The organism is Mycobacterium sp. 20KCMC460 (assembly GCF_022179425.1).
In the GTDB taxonomy this organism is placed as follows: domain Bacteria; phylum Actinomycetota; class Actinomycetes; order Mycobacteriales; family Mycobacteriaceae; genus Mycobacterium; species Mycobacterium kiyosense.
The window spans coordinates 1,456,427-1,476,248 of record NZ_AP025524.1 but is presented as its reverse complement, the minus strand read 5'-3'; the positions used below and the strand labels follow the sequence as shown (position 1 = coordinate 1,476,248).

The 19,822-nt window shown below is 69.9% G+C and carries 16 protein-coding genes; 5 read left to right on the top strand and 11 right to left on the bottom strand.

Going from position 1 to position 19,822, the window contains the following annotated elements:
- Nucleotides 1-107 precede the first annotated feature (107 nt).
- On the bottom strand, nt 108-410 hold the full coding sequence (gene groES / locus MKCMC460_RS06865) for a co-chaperone GroES (protein ID WP_036352908.1): 303 nt from the start codon (nt 408-410) through the stop codon (nt 108-110).
- 337 nt (nt 411-747) lie between these two features.
- Here groES and MKCMC460_RS06860 point away from each other — a divergent pair, with 337 nt between their 5' ends.
- The gene (locus MKCMC460_RS06860; RefSeq protein ID WP_238305436.1) at nt 748-1,428 is read left to right on the top strand and encodes a C39 family peptidase; all 681 of its coding nucleotides are present in this window, start codon (nt 748-750) and stop codon (nt 1,426-1,428) included.
- Nucleotides 1,429-1,432: 4 nt separating this feature from the next.
- On the opposite strand, the gene tsaD is transcribed toward MKCMC460_RS06860, so the two are convergent.
- Genes tsaD through MKCMC460_RS06840 form a run of 4 tightly spaced genes read right to left on the bottom strand, consistent with a single transcriptional unit; the run spans nt 1,433 to nt 6,728 of the window.
- Nucleotides 1,433-2,458, bottom strand: coding sequence for a tRNA (adenosine(37)-N6)-threonylcarbamoyltransferase complex transferase subunit TsaD (tsaD, locus tag MKCMC460_RS06855; RefSeq protein WP_236981235.1), 1,026 nt, complete (start codon nt 2,456-2,458; stop codon nt 1,433-1,435).
- Nucleotides 2,459-2,914 (bottom strand): ribosomal protein S18-alanine N-acetyltransferase, encoded by a 456-nt coding sequence (rimI, locus tag MKCMC460_RS06850; protein ID WP_236981234.1) that lies wholly within the window; start codon nt 2,912-2,914, stop codon nt 2,459-2,461.
- Nucleotides 2,911-3,537: a tRNA (adenosine(37)-N6)-threonylcarbamoyltransferase complex dimerization subunit type 1 TsaB gene (tsaB, locus tag MKCMC460_RS06845; RefSeq protein ID WP_236981233.1), complete on the bottom strand. Its 627-nt coding sequence runs from the start codon at nt 3,535-3,537 to the stop codon at nt 2,911-2,913. Before tsaB ends, rimI begins: the two co-directional genes overlap by 4 nt.
- A complete protein-coding gene (locus tag MKCMC460_RS06840) occupies nt 3,534-6,728 on the bottom strand; it encodes an adenylate/guanylate cyclase domain-containing protein (RefSeq protein WP_309297876.1) in 3,195 nt (1,064 codons plus the stop codon). The genes tsaB and MKCMC460_RS06840 overlap by 4 nt, the downstream gene beginning before the upstream one ends.
- Before the next feature lie 74 nt (nt 6,729-6,802).
- Here MKCMC460_RS06840 and MKCMC460_RS06835 point away from each other — a divergent pair, with 74 nt between their 5' ends.
- From MKCMC460_RS06835 to MKCMC460_RS06825, 4 genes are all read left to right on the top strand, one after another.
- Nucleotides 6,803-9,412, top strand: coding sequence for a LuxR C-terminal-related transcriptional regulator (locus MKCMC460_RS06835; RefSeq protein WP_370653085.1), 2,610 nt, complete (start codon nt 6,803-6,805; stop codon nt 9,410-9,412).
- 146 nt (nt 9,413-9,558) lie between these two features.
- The gene (locus MKCMC460_RS06830) at nt 9,559-11,721 is read left to right on the top strand and encodes a PE family protein (protein WP_370653084.1); all 2,163 of its coding nucleotides are present in this window, start codon (nt 9,559-9,561) and stop codon (nt 11,719-11,721) included.
- Between the two features lie 81 nt (nt 11,722-11,802).
- On the top strand, nt 11,803-12,108 hold the full coding sequence (locus tag MKCMC460_RS31695; RefSeq protein WP_370653083.1) for a hypothetical protein: 306 nt from the start codon (nt 11,803-11,805) through the stop codon (nt 12,106-12,108).
- Between the two features lie 14 nt (nt 12,109-12,122).
- On the top strand, nt 12,123-13,430 hold the full coding sequence (locus MKCMC460_RS06825) for a PE domain-containing protein (RefSeq protein ID WP_238305434.1): 1,308 nt from the start codon (nt 12,123-12,125) through the stop codon (nt 13,428-13,430).
- A 13-nt stretch (nt 13,431-13,443) separates the two neighbouring features.
- Here the strand turns inward: MKCMC460_RS06825 and tsaE are convergent, their stop codons facing one another.
- The 6 genes from tsaE to MKCMC460_RS06795 form a co-directional block, all read right to left on the bottom strand.
- A complete protein-coding gene (gene tsaE, locus MKCMC460_RS06820; protein WP_236981231.1) occupies nt 13,444-13,911 on the bottom strand; it encodes a tRNA (adenosine(37)-N6)-threonylcarbamoyltransferase complex ATPase subunit type 1 TsaE in 468 nt (155 codons plus the stop codon).
- Entirely contained in the window at nt 13,904-14,956 is a 1,053-nt protein-coding gene (locus MKCMC460_RS06815) for an alpha/beta fold hydrolase (RefSeq protein WP_370653147.1), read from the bottom strand. Before MKCMC460_RS06815 ends, tsaE begins: the two co-directional genes overlap by 8 nt.
- A 53-nt stretch (nt 14,957-15,009) precedes the next feature.
- Entirely contained in the window at nt 15,010-16,161 is a 1,152-nt protein-coding gene (gene alr / locus MKCMC460_RS06810) for an alanine racemase (protein ID WP_370653082.1), read from the bottom strand.
- A gap of 28 nt (nt 16,162-16,189) precedes the next feature.
- On the bottom strand, nt 16,190-17,575 hold the full coding sequence (locus MKCMC460_RS06805; RefSeq protein WP_238305431.1) for a glutamate decarboxylase: 1,386 nt from the start codon (nt 17,573-17,575) through the stop codon (nt 16,190-16,192).
- Nucleotides 17,576-17,592: 17 nt separating this feature from the next.
- Nucleotides 17,593-19,008, bottom strand: a complete 1,416-nt coding sequence (locus MKCMC460_RS06800; RefSeq protein WP_238305430.1) for an NAD(P)H-hydrate dehydratase — start codon at nt 19,006-19,008, stop codon at nt 17,593-17,595.
- Nucleotides 19,009-19,116: 108 nt separating this feature from the next.
- Nucleotides 19,117-19,785: a rhomboid-like protein gene (locus tag MKCMC460_RS06795; RefSeq protein ID WP_370653146.1), complete on the bottom strand. Its 669-nt coding sequence runs from the start codon at nt 19,783-19,785 to the stop codon at nt 19,117-19,119.
- Nucleotides 19,786-19,822: the final 37 nt, after the last annotated feature.

Below are 19,822 nucleotides of genomic sequence, written 5' to 3'. Positions count from 1 at the left end.
TCAGGGTCCTTCCGGGCACATTGGTCTTCAGCCTTGCGTCCCAACGCATGCCGCCCCGGAAACCGCCCGTGCCTGAGCACGGGGATCCCCGGGGCGGACACGGTGTCTTACTTGTTGACGACAGCCAGCACGTCGCGTGCCGACAGGATCAGGTATTCCTCGCCGCCGTACTTGATTTCGGTGCCGCCGTACTTGCTGTAGATGACGGTGTCACCCTCGGAGACGTCGAGCGGAATCCGCTTCTCGCCGTCCTCGTCCCAACGCCCGGGACCGACTGCGACGACGGTGCCCTCCTGGGGCTTCTCCTTGGCGGTGTCAGGAATGACCAGACCGGACGCGGTCGTGGTCTCGGCCTCGTTGGCCTGTACGAGAATCTTGTCCTCGAGTGGCTTGATGTTCACCTTCGCCACGATTGGAGCCCTCCACTAGTTGAATCGGGTCCGAGGCGTGCGCCCCGACCGGAGTTGGCGGCCGGTCCGGGGAGTGCCCGAACCGTCCGAATTACCAGGTGATTCGGCCTTCGTCCGTTGTCCTTGCGCCGTCGTCGCGGGTGCCGGCACAGGGGCTGTCCGATTGCCACCTAGCACTCTATACATGAGAGTGCTAGCACTCAAGGGCGGGCCGGTGCTTCTTTCGGGTGGTGTCGTTCGCCGTTGGCGAAAGCACCCGCCAGCTGCGCGCGAAGGGCGACTCGATGCGCACTCAACTTCACATCGTGCACACAGCCGACGATGGATAATCAAGAAGGTGCACGCTGGAATCCTTCGCGCGAAGCGTATCGAGTTCGGCACAGCTGTCGCTGCGGCCCTCCTGGTGGCATTCATCGGAGCCGCAGGGACGGCCCACGCCGATCCGAACGGCCAGATGTACGGCGACCCGCAAACAGCCGCCGCCTACTGGCGCTACCAGCACCAGCAAGACTGTGGCCTGATGGCTGTGGCCGACGTGGTCGGCCAGCTCACCGGCCGCGAGCCAAGTCAGCTCGGCATCGAATTGCGCGGCATCTTCACTCCCAGCCAATCCCACCGCGGCGGTGTCTACTCCTTCGACGGCACGTCACCGCAGGACATGGTGCTGCTGCTGCAGCACTACGGCATCCAGTCCCAGCTGACGACCGGCAACACGATGCAGGGCATCGAGGCCGACCTGGCCGGCGGACACAAGGTCATCGCGGCGCTCAACGCCGAAACCATTTGGAACTATCCCGCCGGTCAGGGGCAACGCACCGCAGCCGACCACGCCGTCGTCGTCACCGGGGTGGACACCGCCAAAAACGTCGTCCACCTCAACGACAGCGGCACTCCGAACGGCCGCAACGAGGTGATCCCGATGACCACGTTCACCCGAGCCTGGTCGACCGGCGACAACCTGCTGATCGTCACCCAGCAAACCGGTTACGGCACGGTCGCGCGGACGCCCCGCATCTGAGCGCTCACAGAATCTGGCCCAGCAAGACGGGCATTCCCGGGTCGCTGGGCGCATCCAGCGGCGACGGCGGCGCCCCCGCAGCCACCAGATGCGCCGCGAACGCCGCGATCATCGCCCCGTTGTCGGTACAGAGCCGGGGCCGCGGGATCCGCAGCGTCAAACCGGCGTCGGCGCAGCGCTCGGTGGCCAGTTCCCGAACTCGTGAGTTGGCGGCCACTCCCCCGGCGATCAGCAGCGTCGACACTTCGAGCTCGCCCGCCGCACGCACCGCTTTGCGGGTCAGCACGTCGGCGACGGCCTCCTGGAACCCGGCTGCTACGTCGGCGGCCACAAAGTCGGGATTGGACTCGACATATCGCGCGACCGCCGTCTTGAGGCCCGAGAAGCTGAACGCATAGGGGTCATCACGCGGTCCGGTCATGCCGCGCGGAAATACGACGGCGTCCCGGTCACCCGTCCGGGCCAGTTCGTCGAGCACCCGACCCCCCGGATAGCCCAGGCCCAGCAGCCGCGCCACCTTGTCGTAGGCCTCGCCGGCCGCGTCGTCGACCGTGCTGCCCAGTTCGACGATCGGCTCGCCCAGGGACCGCACGTGCAGCAGGTGGGTGTGCCCGCCGGACACCAGCAGCGCGACGCACTCGGGCAGCGGCCCCTGCTCGTAGACGTCGGCGGCCAGGTGCCCGCCCAGGTGGTTGACGGCGTAGAACGGCACCCCCCAGGCCGCCGAGTAGGCCTTGGCCGCAGCAACTCCCACCAACAGCGCGCCGGCCAGCCCGGGCCCTATCGTCGCCGCGACGATATCGGGCTTGGCCAAGCCGGCTGTCTCGAGCGCGCGGCGCATCGCCGGTCCGAGAGCCTCCAGATGCGCCCGGGAGGCGATCTCGGGCACTACCCCGCCGAACCGCACATGCTCGTCGACGCTGGAGGCGACCTCGTCGGCCAGCAACTCCACGGTGCCGTCGGGACCCAGCCGCGCGATGCCGACTCCTGTTTCGTCACAGGAGGATTCGATGGCCAGGATCGTCGTCATCTAGAGAGCCTCCCTGCGCATGGTGTAGGCGTCGGCGCCGCTGACCCGGTAGTACCGCTTGCGCAGCCCGACCTGTTCGAACCCCACACTGCGATACAACCCGATCGCGGGCTCGTTGTCAGTGCGGACCTCCAGATAGACCACGCCGCCCTCGGCGAAGGCGAGCAGCTCGTCAAGCAGCCTGCGGCCGATTCCCTGCCCCTGAAACGCCGGGTCCACCCCGATGGTGTGCACCTCGTACTCGAAGGGCGGCACGCGGCCCAGCCGGGTGATGCCGGCGTAGCCGACCAGCGTCTCGCCGCTGCGCGCGGCGACGTAGTGGTTGGTCTTGCTGGCCAGCTCCCGCTCGAACGCCACAGCCGGCCAGGGGTCGTCGCCCTCGAACAGCAGCGCCTCCAGCTCGGCGCAGCGACGTGCGTCCGCACGGGTCAACGGTCCCAGCACGACGTCCGTCATGCTCGCGCCGCCGGGGGTTTGGCATCCGGACGGCGCAGGTACAGCGGTACCAGCCGAGCCGGCTCCGCCGACCAGTCATCCACCGCGCGCACCAGCCCGGCCGGTGTCGGGTAGACCGGCTCGATGACCGGCAGTCCGAACAGTGCGGCGTGCTCCGGGGAACCGGCCACTGCCACCGACGGCCCTGGGTCGACGTCGGCCGCGGCACCCACCGCGGGCCCGTTAGTCCGGACGCCGTCGCGGTAGCGCGCCCAGTAAACCTCGCGGCGGCGGGCGTCGGTGACCACCAGCGTCTCGCCGGTGGTGAGCACGCCGATGGCGTCCAGGCTGCACACCCCGTGCACGGGGACGCCCAGGGCGTGCCCGTAGGCGGCGGCGGTGGCCATGCCAACGCGCAGCCCGGTGAACGGGCCGGGACCGCAACCCACTACAACGGCGTCCAAGTCGCTCATGGCCAGTCCCGTATCGGCAAGTGCCGCAACCACATTCGGCGTCAGCCGCTCGGCGTGCGCGCGGGGGTCGACGGTCACCCGCTCGGCCAGGACGTGGAAGCCGGCGTGCTCGATCCGCACCAGCCCGGCAGTGACGGCGGGAGTGGAGGTGTCCAGAGCCAGAATCGTCATGGCATCATCTCGGCCAGCGCGATGTGCCCTTCGAAGCCAAGCGTTTTCGCCGTGTCACGATAACGATCCCGGAAGCCTCGGTACGCCTCGGCGTCGCCGTGCGCGGCCGCCAGCAGCGCCCGCAGGCGCAACAGCGGGACCTCGAACAAAACGAATCCCGGATCGGTCGGCTCGGCCGCCAGCCGCTCGATCGTGGCTTGTGCCTCCTGGACGTCGGCGCTGGTGCCGCGCTGCAGCAGCGCTTCCACCAGGACCCGGACAGCCTCCCCGAGGGACAGCGCGTCGCCCGCGTCGAACGTGTAGTCCACGACTGCGCGTGCCAGCTCGATGGCGCCCTCGACGTCGCCGTTTCGGGCTTTCTCCTTGGCAATCTCGGTGTCGACGGTTCGCACCACCTTCGTCGCGTACCCATGCCGCACGTTGGCTTCCCGAAACTGGGCAAGCAGCGCGAACCCCGCCGCACGTTGCGAACCCCCCTGATTGATCAGGAAAAGCCCCCGGCTCACCCGGGCGCCATCCACCACGAAGTCGTCGCCGGAATGCTCGGCCCACTTCATCGCTTCGGCGGTGTCCCGGTCAGCCGCCGCGTCGGGGAGTAACACCCCCGCGTGCACGGCGAAGCGGTACTTGAACACCACCGGGATGATCAGCAACGCCGGTTCGACGTCGCGGGCCACCGCGACCGCCTGGTCGAGGTCATCCCGCCAGCCCGCGAGGCCAAGGCAATATCGGCAGCAGCCACGCACCAGGATGGCCATCGCCAACGGCGACCCGATGGGGCCCAGAGCGCCCTTGGTGGCGTCGCCGCCGGCCAGGTCGATGACACGCTGCGCCATGCGCAGACCTTCGGCGGGCCGACCGGCCTGCCACATCGGATTGCTCGCGAAGGTCAGGATCGCCAGCGGCGGATCGACGATCGACTCCAGTAGCCGGCTGCAATCGGACGCAAGCCGCGCCGCTTCCCGGTAACAGTTGTGGAAGATCAGGGTCGTCATCAAGCCGGCCATCCCGATCGCCTCCGAGGTGGTGTCGCCGGCGGCGCGGCAGAGGTCGCGCAGTTCGTCGAAGCCGGTGTCGGCGACGCTGCCGGCGACGCGAGCGGTGTTCAGGCACAGCAGAGTCCGCGGGGCGATGCGCATCGACGCCCGGCCCGGGGCATCGTCGGGCAACCGGTCGGCGACCGCTCGCGCGCGCAACCAGCTGGTGCGAGCCGCCCGGATATCGCGGGATTGCGCCCACGCTCCGGCGCGCATCAGCCAGCCGAAAGCGGCGGGCAGGTCATCGGCGGCCTCGAAGTGCCCGGCGATCAGCGCCGCGTTCTCGTCCAGCGAATCGGGGTGGCGTTCTGCGATCGCGGTTGCCAGCCTGCGGTGCAGTTCGGCGCGGTCGGACTTCAGCTGCGTCTGGTAGGCCACGGCCCGAATCAGCGGGTGGTGGAAGGCGTATTCGACGGTCGGGGCGAAACGCACCTGGTCGACGAGCTCGGCTGCGACCAACTCCGCCAGCTCGGTCTCGCCGGGTAGCAACGCCAACTGCTCTGCATCGAACCGCATGCCGATCACCGCGGCGGCGTTCAGCGTCTGCTTGGCGGCTGGGCCCAGCCGGTCGATGCGGGCGGCGATGGTGGCCTGCAGGGTCGCGGGCACACCCGCATCGGCGTGCTCCACCTGGCAGACGTACCGTCCGCGGGTGCCGGTCAGCACACCACGTTCGGCCAGATCGCGCACCATCTCCTCGACGAAAAACGGGTTGCCGGCGGCCCGCTCGGCAATCATGGTGGCCATCTCGTCGACCGACGGGCTCGGCCCCAGCTGATCCCTGACCAGTGCCGCGGTCTCCGGCTCGCCCAGCGGTGCCAGAGCGATGTGCTGCGCCTCGGGGAGCCGGCTCAATACGCCGCGATATTCGGGGCGGTAGGTGACCAGCACCAGCAAGTGCGTCTGGGGAATCACCGCGAAAAAGTCGGCGAGCAGGGACTCGCTGACCCCGTCGATCCAGTGCACGTCTTCGACGACGAAGACGGCGGGGGTATGCCGGGTCAGCGACGCGGCATTGACCAGCGCGGTCAACCGCCGTCGCCGAGCATCCGGATCGACCTTGGCCAGCCCCACCTCCGGGTCGGCGATGCCCAGCAAGTCCTCCAACAGCAGCACATCCGCGGCGGCCGCGTCGGGTACCAGTGCCCGGACTCGGGTCCGGGCGGCCGCATCGTCGAGGCCGTTGATGCCGGTGGCGGTGCGCAGCAACCGCGCCACGACCCAGAACGGGATGTCGCTCGCGTGCGCGTCGCAGCAGGTGGTGAACACCTCGACCCCGCGGGTCGCTGCCGCCGCGCTCACCTCGCGCGTCAGGCGGCTCTTGCCGATGCCCGCTGACCCCACTATGCCGACGACCGCGCCCGTCCCGTGGATGGCCCGGTCCAACAATGCCGCGAACTGCGCCATCTCCGAGCGCCGGCCGACCAGTTTCGACTCAGTACGCCGCGCGGCCAGTGGCTCGTCACGGATGCCCAGCAGCTGGTGGGCGGGCACCGGCTGCCTGGCGCGCTTGATCCGAACGTGTTCGAGTTCGCCCACCCAGGCCGTGCCCGCCACCAGTCGCGCCGTCGACGCGCTCAGCATCACCGCACCCGGCGGGGCCACCGACTCCATCCGCTGCGCAACACCTACCTGCTCACCGACGGCGGCATAGCCGAACCGCCCTGCGCCGATCCCACCGGCGACCACCTCACCGGAGTTCACACCCACCCGCAGCTGCAATTTCACTCCGTCCCGCTCGTGCACGCTGACGGCGAGCCGCTCGACCTCCCGCTGGATGTCCAGGGCGGCCCGACAGGCTCGAATGGCGTGGTCTTCCAAAGCCACCGGCGCCCCGAACACCGCCATGATCCCGTCGCCGGTCCACTGGGCCACAGTGCTGCCGTATCGCTGCACCACCGCCGCACAACGGTCGGCGAGTTCGGCCATGATTTCGCGTAGCCGCTCCGGTCCGACGACGCCCGCGATATCCATCCAGCGCACGACGTCGGCGAACAGCACGGTCACCTGCTTGTACTCGGCCGGGGGCGAGGCGATCGCGACCGCCACCCCACACCTGTTGCAGTACTTCGAGCGCGGCGGCAGGTCTGATCCGCACGACGCGCACGTCACGGCGGCTTGCGTCATGTCCCGCGGCAGACTGCTGTCGTTCACGGCTCTATCGTGTCACCGTTGGCCGACGCCAGATGAGCGTCGGCGCCTCCGCTGATCGGACGTAGGCTTTTCAGGTGCGATTGCGGTGGCCGTTGGTTGGCCGCTCGGAGGAGATGGCAGCCATCCAGGCCGCCCTCTCGGGTCCGGATGCGTCCGGGATCGTCGTGCACGCGGCGGCGGGTGTGGGTAAGAGCCGGCTTGCCCGCGACGCCTTGGCCGTTGCCGAAGCGCGTGGATGCCAAGGCCGATGGACGGTCGGCACCTCTTCGGCTCGGGCGATTCCGCTGGGCGCTTTCACCACGTGGGCCCCGTCCGGTGTCACCGACACCATGCAATTGATCCGCGGGGTGATCGACTCGCTGACCACCGCGGCCAGCGATACCGCAACGGTGGTGCTGTGCGTCGACGACGTCCATCTGCTCGATGATCTGTCGATCTTCGTGGTGCACCAGATCGTCCAGCGCGGCACGGCCAAAGCGTTGCTCACCGTTCGCGACGGCGAACCCATTCCCGCAGCGGTGCAGGAGATTTGGCAGGGCGGCCACTTCGAGCGGCTTGACCTGCAGCCGCTGTCGCAGCGTGCCACGACCACACTGCTGGCCGCGACATTAGGCGGATCGGTGGACCCGGATGCCGCGGGGCGGCTGTGGCGGCTCACCCGCGGCAACGTCCTGTATCTGCAGAACATCGTCGAGCAGGAGGTCGCTGACGGCCGGCTGGTGGATCAACACGGCCACTGGCAGTGGGTCGGCGACCCGGTGCTGCCGCCCGGCCTGGTGGAGCTGATCGGATCCCGCATCGGAGACCTTCCTGGCGCGGTCGGCGACGTGATCGACGCGCTTGCCGTCGGCGAACCTGTCGAGTTGGCGGCGCTGCGCAGCTTCACCGACCCGGCTGCGGTCGAGGAAGCCGACACCCGCGGTCTGATCACGCTCGAGCCGGGCGCTGCCGGTGTGCAGGTCCGGGTGGCCCATCCGCTCTATGGGGAGGTCCGCCGCAGCAGCGCGCCACCCACCCTGTTGCGCCGGCTGCGCGGGCTGGTCGCCGCCGCGCTCGCCGAATCCGACCAGCGTGACGACATCCAGGTCGTCGTGCGGCGCGCGACGCTGACTCTGGACTCCGACCTCCCTCCCGACGAGAACCTGCTCGTCAAGGCGGCCCACGGCGCCGTTTGGCTGGCAGATCTGCCCCTGGCCGATCGGCTCGCGACGGCGGCCCTGCACCTCGGAGCCGGGCCCGAAACGAATTTTGTTCGCGCGCATGCTCTTTCGTGGCTCGGCCGAGGCGAGGAGGCAGACGCGGTGCTCACTGAGATCGACGTCGGCCAGCTGAGCGACGGTGACCGCGCGAGATTGGCGTTCCTTCGCGCGAGCAACGCGCTGTGGGCGCTATGCGATCCCGCCCGCGCCAAGAAAATCATCGACGATGCCTCGCGCACCACACCACCGCGATCCCACAGCTACATCGACGCCTTCCGCACGGTTTACTGGTTCGCCACCGACCACCCCCGGACGGCGTTGCGGGCCTCGAAGAAGCTTGTGCTCGACGACCTGCCCGCCGTCGTCGGCGCGGAAATTGCGTGGGCTCTGTCGACTATCGCCGCGGACGCCGGACGCGTCGCCACGGCGGTGGACACCGCGGAAGCGGGATACCGCACTGCGACACGCTCTTTCGACGCTCCGCAGATGCGATTCAACATCGCCGATTCGCACCTCAGCGCGCTGGTGTTGGCGGGGCGGGTCGGCGATGCCACCGCGCTGGCCGAACGTGTGCAGCGGCAGGCGGCAGACCTGCCGGGAGTGGCTCAACTGCTGGGCGCGGCCGTGGCGGGCCGGGCCGCGCTGGCCGCAGGCGATCTTTGTTCCGCAAGTGATTTCCTGGAACGGGCGGCGGAGGGAATGTCCGGCACCCACGCTTCGGGCTGGGGGTATCGCTACCACATCCCACACGCGACCGCACTGGCGCTGCGCGGGCGTACCGATGAGGCCGCCGCCGTACTTGCCGCACTCGACAAGGTGCACCGTGCCTTTCGGTCGCTGGACTACGAACACAGCCTGGCCCGAGCCTGCCTGGCCGCGGGCGAGGGCGCAATCGGCACGGCAATTGGCATAGCCTTGGACGCGGCCCAAAGAGCCTGCGCCCAAGGGCAATTCGCCGCCGAAGTGCTGTGCCGGCAAACCGCCACCCAGTTGGGTGACCATTCCGGCGCTGCTCGGCTGCGGGAACTGGAGCAAATCGTCGAGGGGCCCCGGGTCGGCGTCGCCGCGCAGTTCGCCGAAGCTCTGTGCGCCGGCGATGCGGCCCAATTAGCTTCGGCGTCTGAAGAATTCGAGCTGCTCGGTGATCTGGTCGCGGCTCTCGACGCGGCCGCTCATGCCGTCGTGGCCTACCGCCGGCAAGGCCTTCGAGGATCGGTGCTGAGTTGCTCGACACGCGCCGCGGCACTGGCCCAGCGATGCGGCGCCAACACCGCGGCGCTTCGACAGGCCGTCGAACCGCTGGCGTTGACCGAGCGCGAATGCCAGATCGTGATGCTGATCGGTAAGGGATTGTCCAGCCGGGAAATTGCCGGGCGCCTGGGTCTTTCGGTACGGACCGTCGAGAGCCACATCTACCGGGCGATGTCGAAGACCGGAACCACCAGCCGCGACGAACTGGCCGCCCTGCTGCCCCGACCACGTTAAGTATCCAGTTGCGCTGCTCGCCCCCATTTTACGTATACCTCTACTGCTGACCGCCGCTTCAATCAATGTGAGGCTGAATTACGCACTCACGCATGGTCTTCAGCGCGACCAGGCATCCGAGCCTGATGGATGAGGGGTGGATCGCCATGTCATATCTCATAGCGACTCCCGAGTTGGTCTCAACAGCGGCAACCGATCTGGCGGCTATCAGTTCCGTGCTGAGCGAGGCCAGAGCGGCGGCGGCGGGTTCGACCACCTCGGTACTGGCGGCCGCCGAGGACGAGGTGTCGGCGGCGATCGCGGCGCTGTTCTCCGCGCACGGTCAGGGCTTTCAGGCGCTCAGCGCACAGGCAACCACATTTCACGACCTGTTCGTGCAGACGTTGCAAGCAAGCGCAAGTTCCTACGCCAGCGCCGAGGCAACCAATTTGACGGCGTTGGCGGCGGCTCCGGCGCAGAGCGTCGAAGCAGACTTGTTGGGACTGATCAATGCGCCTTTCTTGGCACTCACCGGACGCCCGCTGATCGGAAACGGCGCCAACGGGGCCCCGGGGACGGGACAAAATGGCGCCCCGGGCGGCTGGCTGCTGGGCAACGGCGGCGCCGGCGGCTCCGGCGCGCCAGGCACGGGCCAGGCCGGCGGCAACGGCGGCGCGTCCGGGTTGCTCGGCTACGGCGGCGCCGGTGGCACCGGCGGCAGTTCGTTGACTGGCAACGGCGGGGCGGGCGGGGCCGGCGGCAATTCCGGCGACCCATTGTTGGGTTACGGCGGGGCCGGTGGGGCCGGCGGCAGCTCCGGGATGGGCACCGGCGGAGTCGGCGGACACGGCGGCAACGGAGGCCTGCTGTTCAGCGCCGGCGGGGCCGGCGGTGCCGGCGGGTACTCGTTACAGGGCAACGGCGGGGCTGGTGGGACAGGCGGGACCGGCGGATTGCTCAGCGGGTTGTTCGGTGCGGGCGGCGGAAACGGCGGAGCCGGCGGATTCGGCGGTGGCGGTATCGGGGGTGCCGGCGGGGCGGGGGGCAATGCCGGGCTGTTGATCGGACCGGGCGGGGACGGCGGCACCGGCGGATTCGGCGAGACAGCGGGAGGCGCCGGCGGAGCTGGTGGCAATGCGGGCCTGCTCGCGGGCACCGGCGGGGCCGGCGGTGCGGGTGGATTCGGTGCGAGCACGACAGCTAGCGGCGGCAGCGGCGGAGCCGGCGGCAACGCCGGCCTGTTCGGCAGCGGCGGAGCGGGCGGGGCCGGCGGCAGCTCGGACAGCAACGGCCCCGCAGGCGGCGGGTCCGGCGGGATCGGCGGCAACGCCGTCCTGTTCGGCTATGGCGGCGCCGGCGGAGCAGGCGGATTAGGCGTCGAGGCCGGCGGGGCCGGCGGGGCCGGTGGCCACGCGGGACTCTTGCTAGGCGACGGCGGCGCCGGCGGCGCCGGAGGTGAGAGCCGGTTTGCAACCGGTGCTACCGGCGGCAGCGGCGGCGCTGCCGCTTTGATCGGCACCGCCGGCAACGGAGGCAACGGCGGGTTCGGCGCCGGCATCGGGGACACCGGCCACAACGGCACCGCGTCACCGCTGCAGCCGGTGTTCGACATCGTGAATGTCCCCGTCGACGCCCTCACCGGGCGTCCGTTGATCGGTAACGGCAGCAACGCACTCCCGGGCACCGGACTCGAGGGCGCGGCGGGCGGATGGCTGATGGGCGACGGCGGTGCCGGCGGCTCCGGTGTGTCGAACCAGGCGGGCGGCGCCGGCGGGGCAGCTGGACTGCTGGGCGCCGGCGGTGCGGGCGGGGCCGGTGGTAGCGCATTTCCCGGCAACGGCGCGGCCGGCGGGGCCGGGGGGGCCGGCGGGTTGCTGTCCGGCAACGGCGGGGCCGGCGGCGCAGGTGGATTCACTGAGAGTGCCGGCGGGATCGCCGGCGCCGGCGGGCCCGGGGGAACCGGCGGGTTGTTGGGTGCCGGCGGCGCCGGCGGGGGCGGCGGCGTTGCTCTTGCCGGCGGGACGGGGGGTATGGGCGGCGCCGGCGGCACCGGAGGCCTGATCGGCGCCGGCGGCGGGCACGGCGGGGCCGGCGGATTCGGCGGAATCAGCGGGGGTGCCGGTGGCGCCGGCGGCAATGCTGGTCTGCTCTCCGGTAATGGCGGCGCCGGGGGGGACGGCGCGCTCAGCGTCGCCGCGACGGGTTACGGCGGAGCCGGCGGAGCCGGCGGCAATGCGGGCCTGCTGCAAGGTGCCGGCGGGGCCGGCGGGCCGGCGGGTTCGGCGCGACCACTGGCGGCCACGGCGGGGCCGGTGGCAGTGCGGTCCTGATCGCCAACGGCGGCGGCGCGGGCGGCGCCGGCGGGGCCAGCGGGGGCGGCGGGGGCCGGCGGGCCGAGCGGCAATGCCGGCGTGCTGTCGGGGCCCGGCGGGTCCGGCGGCGATGGTGGCAACGGCGAGTATCAAGGGAACGGCGGGACGGGCGGCCAGTCCGGCGTTCTGTTCCTGGGCACCGGCGGGGCCGGAGGTGCCGGCGGCAACGGCCTGTCGAACGGGGGCAACGGCGGCAACGGCGGCAACGATGTGCTGTTGGGGGCCGGCGGCAACGGCGGCAACGCCGGTCTGGGCACCGCTCCCGGCGGCAACCCCGGCACACCCGGCGCGGGCGGCACCGGCGGCCTGCTGCTCGGCATCTCCGGGAACAACGGGATGACATAGGGACCGATCAGCCCATGTCGTACGTCATCGCGGCACCGGAGTTAGTGGCAACGGCGGCAACGGATCTGGCGGATCTCGGCTCGTGGCTCGGCGAGGTCAGGGCGGCGGTCGCCGCCTCGATCAGCTCGGTGCTCGCCGCCGCCGAGGACGAGGTATCGGCGGCGATCGCGGCGGTGTTCTCCGCGCACGGTCAAGGCTTTCAGACGCTCAGCGCGCAGGCGGCCGCGTTTCACGACCTGTTCGTGCAGACGTTGCGGGCCAGTGCGGGCTCTTACGCCGGCGCCGAGGCCGTCAATTTGACGGCGTTAGCGGATACGCTGGCCACCGACATCTTCGGATCGCCACCGGTCACACCCGTCCCGGCCTCGCTCAACCCGGCGTTCACCGGCACGCCGTCGCTGGCATCGAGGATCGAAACCGCCGCGTTGTATCCGGTCAAAGCTCTGCTGACCGGCACCGGCGTCTACGACCAATGGGGCAACCCGCAATCGCCGCTGCTGGCGGTGCTCGCCAGCAACGCCCCGGGCCTGTCGCTGATCCTGGGCAACAGTCCGCCGAAGATCCTGTCGCTGCTGCTGGGTGAGACAGTCCAGCAGACCACCTACGACGGGATCAGCGTCGTGCAGATCGCGCCCGCGCATCCCGACGGAGACTACGTGGTCGCCATTCACGGCGGCGCATTCATCCTGCCGCCCACGATCTTTCACTGGATCGACTACTCGCTGATGGCCTACCAGACCGGCGCGGCGATCGAAGTGCCGATTTACCCGCTGATGCAGCAGGGTGGCACCGCCGGAGTAGTGGTGCCGGCGATGGCCGGGCTGATCTCGTCGGAAATCGCCGCGCACGGGGCTGCGAAAGTCAGTGCGCTGGGGGATTCCGCGGGCGGCACCCTGGCACTCGCGTCGGTGGAGTACCTCGTTGCCAACAACCAACCCGTTCCGGCGTCGATGGTGCTGCTGTCGCCCTGGCTGGACCTGTCGAACGCCAACCCGAACATCGCGTACGTCAATGATCCGTATCTCCCTCCGCTCGGCAGCGCGGCGCAGAACATCGGCAAAGTGTGGGCGGGCACCCTGCCCGAGAACAACTACGAGGTGAGTCCGCTGTACGGGTCGCTCAAGGGCCTGCCACCGACCTACGTGTACTCGGGCTCGCTGGACGAGGTTTCACCGGACGCGCTCGTCCTGCAGCACGAGGCGGTGACCCAAGGCGCTGCGGTCAACTTCGCTCTGGTCAACAGCGAAATCCACGACTGGATGTTCCTGAGCCCGGACGGGTCCCGCTATTGGCCGCAACTCGAGCAGGAACTCGGCATCTGACCAGCAGGCCCGCTCAGGGGCCGGTCCACTGCCAGGTGGCGATCCGCACGTCGGAGTGGCTGACCCGTTCCAGCCGGATGTCCAGGTGCCGCTCGGCGAGGCGTTCCACCAGTCCCTCACCCCACTCGACCACCACAACCGCGTCCTGCAGATCGGTGTCCAGGTCCAAGGAGTCGATCTCGCCCATCAGGTCGACTCCCCCCACGTCCAACAGCCGGTAGACGTCGACGTGGATCATCGCCGGCCGGCCGGCCGCACGCGCCGGGTGCACCCGGGCCAGCACGTAGGTCGGCGACGTGATCGGGCCCTCGACCTCCATCGCCTCGGCAATTCCCTTGGCCAACACGGTCTTTCCCGCGCCGAGTGGGCCGGACAGCACCACCACGTCCCCGGCGCGCAGCTCCCGGCCCAGCCGGACTCCCAGCGCGACGGTGTCCTCGGGACGCTCCAAGGTGGCTGTGCCACTTGATAATTCAGCCACGTCGTCGCATCCGTTCCCGCAACCGCCGGTACCGCAGCGTCAGCTTGCCCGGCAACGCCCGCTCGACCAGCCGGGCCAGCCCGTCGTTGATGGCGTCGGGCTTGTCCAGTAAGGCCAGATGACTTGCACCCTCGACGATCACCAGTTCCGAGCGCGGCAACGAGGCCGCGATCTTGCGCGAATATTCATCCGGGGTGAGCAGATCATGGTCACCGCAGGCCACCAGAACCGGCACCTTCAGCAACGTCCACAGCCCGGCCGTCTCGTCGTGTACCTCGAGGGCCCGCAGGAAACCGACCATCGTCGCGATCGGAGTGCTGTTCATCATGCGCTGGGAGAACGCGTCCAGGGTGCGACTGACCTCCAGGTCGCTGTAGGACGCGGCCCGCAGGATCGGGCCGATCAGCGCCCGAGATGCCCTGCGCCCGCGATGCAACAGCCGGGGGGCCGACCGCGCGGCGAAACGCACCGCCTTCATCGCCGGATTGGTCAGCACCTCGCCCAACGGCGAGCGGGTCACTCCCTCGGCGGCGGTGGAGATCAGCGCCACACCCACGATCCGGCGGCCGTACTGGTCGGGAAACTGCCGGGCGTGCGAGAGCACCGTCATGCCGCCCATGGAATGCCCGACCAGCACGATCGGCCCGCGTGGCACCCTCGCCCGCAGCACGGCTTCCAGATCCTGGCCGAGTTGGGTCAAGTTGTAGGTCTCCGGTGCGGCTTCACCGGATTGGCCGTGGCCGCGTTGGTCGTAGAACACCATCCGCACCCGGGGACCCCATTGCTCGCCCAGCCGCATTCGCTGAAAGTGGAACGCGCCCATGCGAAGACAGAACCCGTGCGCGAACACCAGCGTCAGCGGCGCATCTTCGGGCCCGGACTCGCGCACCGCCAGCGGTACCCCGTCGGCGGTGGTCACCACCAGGCTGCGGTCGCAGTCCAGCCGGTCGAAGTCCTCGCCGGCGTAGGGGTCTTCGGCGCCGCGGGCGCGATCGGCCATCGACCGCCGCGCCGAGGCTCCGACCAGAGTGGCGACGGCCGTCAGCCCGGCGCCACCCGCCAGCCAAGCCTTCTGCCGCTTCTGGGTTTCCTCAGCACTCAACCTCGCGCCTCGCGGTAGGTCCTGGCGATGCGACCGCGGATGCCGGTGACGACCTCGTAGTGGATGGTGCCGACCAGGTCGGCCCAATCCTGCGCGGTGGGCTCGCCGTGCGTGCCGGGCCCGAACAGGATCGCCTCGTCGCCCTCGGCCACGTCGGGCCGCCCGGGACCGAGGTCGACGACGAACTGGTCCATGCAGATCCGGCCCACCCCGGGCCGGCGCCGGCCGTTGATCGACACCTCGAGCCGATTGCCCAATGCCCGGATCACGCCGTCGGCGTAGCCGATGGGTAGCAGTGCCACGCTGGTGTCGCGTTCGGCGGTCCAGGTGTGCCCGTACGACACGCCGTCCCCCGCTTTGACCGACTTCACCAGTGCCACCGGGCATTTCAGCGTCATCGCCGGCACCAGGCCCATGTCGCCCCGGTCGGGCACCGGGCTCAGCCCGTACACCGCGATACCCGGACGCACCAGGTCGAACGCCAGATCCGGACGGACCATGGTGGCCGAGGAGTTCGACAGGTGCGCCACCTCGAACTGCACGCCCTGGTCGCGGGCGTAGGCCAGCATGTCGCGGAACCGTCGGGCCTGCAGGTCGTTGATGGCTTCGTCGGGGGCGTCGGCGAACACCATGTGTGACATCAGGCCGCGCAGCCGGACCGCGTGCTCGGCAGCAGCCTTCTGCAGGGCGGTCAGCAGCGCCGGGTATTCCGCCGCGGACACACCGTTGCGGTTCAGCCCGGTGTCGACCTTGACCGTCACGGTCGCCCTGATGCCGGTCCGGTGCACCGCGTCGAGCAGTTCGTCGAGTTGACGCGCGGAAGAGACCGCGATCTCGACATCGCCGTGCAACGCCGGTGCGAAGTCGAAGCCGGGCGGATGCAGCCAGGCCAAGATCGGGTCGACGATGTTGTCGGCCCTCAGCGCGAGCGCCTCGTCGACGGTGGCCACCCCGAACTCGGTGGCGCCGGCGGCCAGCGCCGCGTAGGCGACCTGGGTGGCGCCGTGGCCGTAGCCGTCGGCCTTGACCACGGCCATGACCTGCGCGCTGCCGGCGTGCTCACACAGCAGCCGTACGTTGTGTTCGATGGCGCCCAGGTCGATGACGGCTTCGGCCAGGACGCCCGGGGTAACAGACACGCCAGCCATTGTCCCAGACCCCGGTGCGCCGGATCGCTCAGTGCGCGAAGTGCTCCGCGTCGTAGTGCCCGCCCGGCTTGAGCTTGTCCAGCGACGCCAGCGCCTTGCGCGCGTCGTCGTGCAGTGCGCGGGCCAGGTCGGCGGACAGGCCCTCGCGCACCACGATGCGCAACACGGAGACGTTCGTGGCGTTCTCCGGCATGGTGTAGGCGGGCACCTGCCATCCGTAGCCGCGCAGCTCGTGGGAGACGTCGAACTCGGTGTAGCCGCGGTCCTTGGCCAGCCGGAAGCTGACCACCGGGATCGCCGAGCCGTCGGAGATGAGCTCGCAGTGCTCGCCGGTGCGCAGCTGCTCGCCGAGCCAGCGCGCCGTCGCCGACAGCGACTGCATCACCTGGGTATAGCCCTCGCGGCCCAGCCGCAGGAAGTTGTAATACTGACCGACCACCTGGTTGCCGGGCCGGGAGAAGTTCAGCGTGAAGGTCGGCATGTCGCCGCCGAGATAGTTGACCCGGAAGATCAGATCCTCGGGCAGGTATTCGGAGCTGCGCCACACCACGAAACCGATACCGGGATAGGTCAGGCCGTACTTGTGGCCGCTGACGTTGATCGACACCACCCGCGGCAGCCGGAAGTCCCATTTGAGCTCGGGGTGCAGGAACGGCACCACGAATCCCCCGCTGGCGGCGTCCACGTGCACCGGAATGTCCACCCCGCCGCTTGCTGCGAGGCTGTCCAGCGCCGCGCAGATCTCCGCGACGGGTTCGAGTTCGCCGGTGTAGGTGGTGCCCAGGATCGCCACCACCCCGATGGTGTCCTCGTTGACGGCGTCGACCACCTGCTCGGGGGTGATGACATAACGCCCTTCCTCCATCGGCAGGTAGATCGGCTCGACATCGAAGTAGCGGCAGAACTTCTCCCACACCACCTGCACGTTGGAGCCCATCACCAGGTTGGGCGTGCGGCCCCGCCAGTCTTTGCCGACCCGCTGACGCCACCGCCATTTCATGGCCAGGCCGCCCAGCATCACCGCCTCACTGGAGCCGATCGTCGACACGCCGCAGGCACTGGCGGGGTCGGAGTCGCTGAGGTTCTCGGCGTGGAACAGGTCGGCCACCATGCACACGCAGCGCTGCTCGATCGCCGCGGTCGCCGGGTATTCGTCCTTGTCGATCATGTTCTTGTCGAAGGTCTCGGCCATCAGCTTGCCGGCCTCGGGGTCCATCCAGGTGGTGACGAAGGTGGCCAGGTTCAACCGCGAGCTACCGTCCAGCATCAACTCGTCGTGGATGAACCGGTAGGCCGCTTCGGGGTCCATCGACTCCTCGGGCAGCCGCAGCGCCGGCACCGGCGCAGTGAACAACCGGCTGGTGTAGGCGGGCGCCAGGGAATGGGTGTCCGCTGTCGGATGGCTGTGGGACACGGTGGGTCCTTTCGGGGCTAGAGGGAGGCCACTGCGGCCCGGATGTGATGCAGGATGCGCGACGCCGACGTGGGCGCCTCGCCGGGTCCGGGGTTGGCCGCCGCCAGCCCGGCCGCCCGGGCGTGCACGAACGCGGCGGCCGCGGCGGCCTCGGCGGGCGGCAGACCCGAGGCCAGCAGCGCACCGATCATGCCGGACAGCACGTCCCCCGAGCCGGCGGTCGCCGCCCAGGACTGGCCGGCCGGGTTCAGATACGCTGAACCGCCCGGGTCGGCGATGACGGTGACGTTGCCCTTGAGCAGCACGGTGGCCCCGAACGCGTCCGCGAGTCTGCGCACCGCGGTGACCCGGTCGTCGCCCGGCGGCGCCCCCGCGAGCCGGGCGAACTCGCCGGCATGCGGCGTCAGGACGGTCGGCGCGCTGCGGTTTTCGAGCAGATCGGGATGGGCGGCCAGCATGGTGAGACCGTCGGCGTCCACCAGCACCGGCAGGTCGCTTTCGAGGGCGAACCACAACGCGGCGGCAGCGTTGTCGTCGGTGCCCAGACCCGGCCCCACCACCCAGGCCTGCACTCGACCGGCGGCCGCCGGGGTGGGCGATGCGATCACCTCCGGCCAGTGCGCCAGCACCTGGTCTTTGGCGGTGCCGGCGTAGCGGACCATGCCCGAGTGGGTGGCCACTGCCGCGCCCGTGCACAGCACCGCAGCCCCCGGATAGGTCGAGGAGCCCGCCAGCACGCCGGTGACGCCCTGGGTGTACTTGTCGTCGCGAGTGCCCGGCACCGGCCAGCGCGCCAGGACATCGGCGGCCTCGAATCCCAGCAGGTCGGTGGGTGGCAGGTCCAGACCGATGTCGATGAGTGCGACGCGGCCGCAGTCGGCCAGCGCATGCACGGGCTTGAGTCCGCCGAAGGTGACCGTTGCCGCGGCGTGCACAGCGGGTCCGGTGATCGCGCCGGTCGCGACGTCGATGCCGCTGGGGATGTCGACGGCCAGCACCGGTATTCCGGCAGCCTGCTCGAACACCTCGGCCGCCGCCGGCCGCAGCGGACCGGACCCGGAGATGCCCACCACCCCGTCGATGACGAGATCGGTTGCCGCATCGACCTTTTCGACGACCCGGCCGCCGGCTTTGCGGAACGCCGCCAGCCCGTTGCGATGGGTGTGGTCCGGGTTGAGCAACACGGCGTCGGCGGCCGCCCCGCGGCGGCGCACGAAGGTCGCCGCCCACAGCGCGTCCCCGCCGTTGTCACCCGAACCGACGACCGCACAGACCCGCCGGCCGGCGACCCCGCCCGTGCGGGCGGTCAGCTCGCGCAGGATCTCGGTGGCCAGACCGAAAGCGGCTCGGCGCATCAGGGCGCCGTCGGGAAGGCTGGCCAGCAGCGGCGCTTCGGCCTCGCGGATCGCGTCTGCCGAGTAGTAATGCCGCATCAGCCGTTCGCTCCCGTCGTTCCCTGCCCCGCGCTCCCCAACATTACGTGTCGCGGCCGACCCGCACAGCCGCGCCGCGGCTTCGGAACGGTAGGCGCGGTGGACGGGTCACTTGGACGCCGTGGCGCGCAGACGCCGATACCTGTCCCTGATTTTGTCCGGGCTCAGCTGCGCGCGCTTGCGCTCCTTGGTCATCGGGTAGAAGGCCAGGCCGATCAGCAGCGACGCGAAGTGGCCGATCGCGGTGAAACTGAGCTCGATGCGGTCCATGATGAGCACCGGGAAGCCGAAGATGAGCAGCAGCACCGCGAGATAGCCCCACCGCCAGGGCCGCGCGATGTGATAAGTCAGCACCCCCATCACCCCGACCAGGAAGTAGCTGACCCCGATGTCGTGTGCGCGCACCGACCGCTCGGAGGCGTTGTGCAGTTCGATCGCGATGTAGAGCAGTCCTTCGCTGATGTAGGTGGCCAGGATATGTGCGCTCAATCCCACTGTGAGCCAACGCAACTGGCCCAACCAGCGTTCGGCCGGGGCGAGGAACAGGGTGAACAGCAGCAGATAGGGTTCCAGGCTCTTGCCGTCGATCCAGAACAGGCTGGAGAACAGCACCTGCAGCGGATCAGTGGCCAGGGCGTGGATGTTGGTGAACCGGTGCAGGAGCACCGAGTGCAGTTGGCGGTGGGTGAGCACGTGCTGCACGATCGTGGTGACCGCCAACACAAGTAGCCAGCCGTAGGTCAGCGGGGCGCTGGTGACATAGCGCCAGACGGCCATCACCAGGACGCGCAGCCGTGCCGACGCAGCTTTGTTC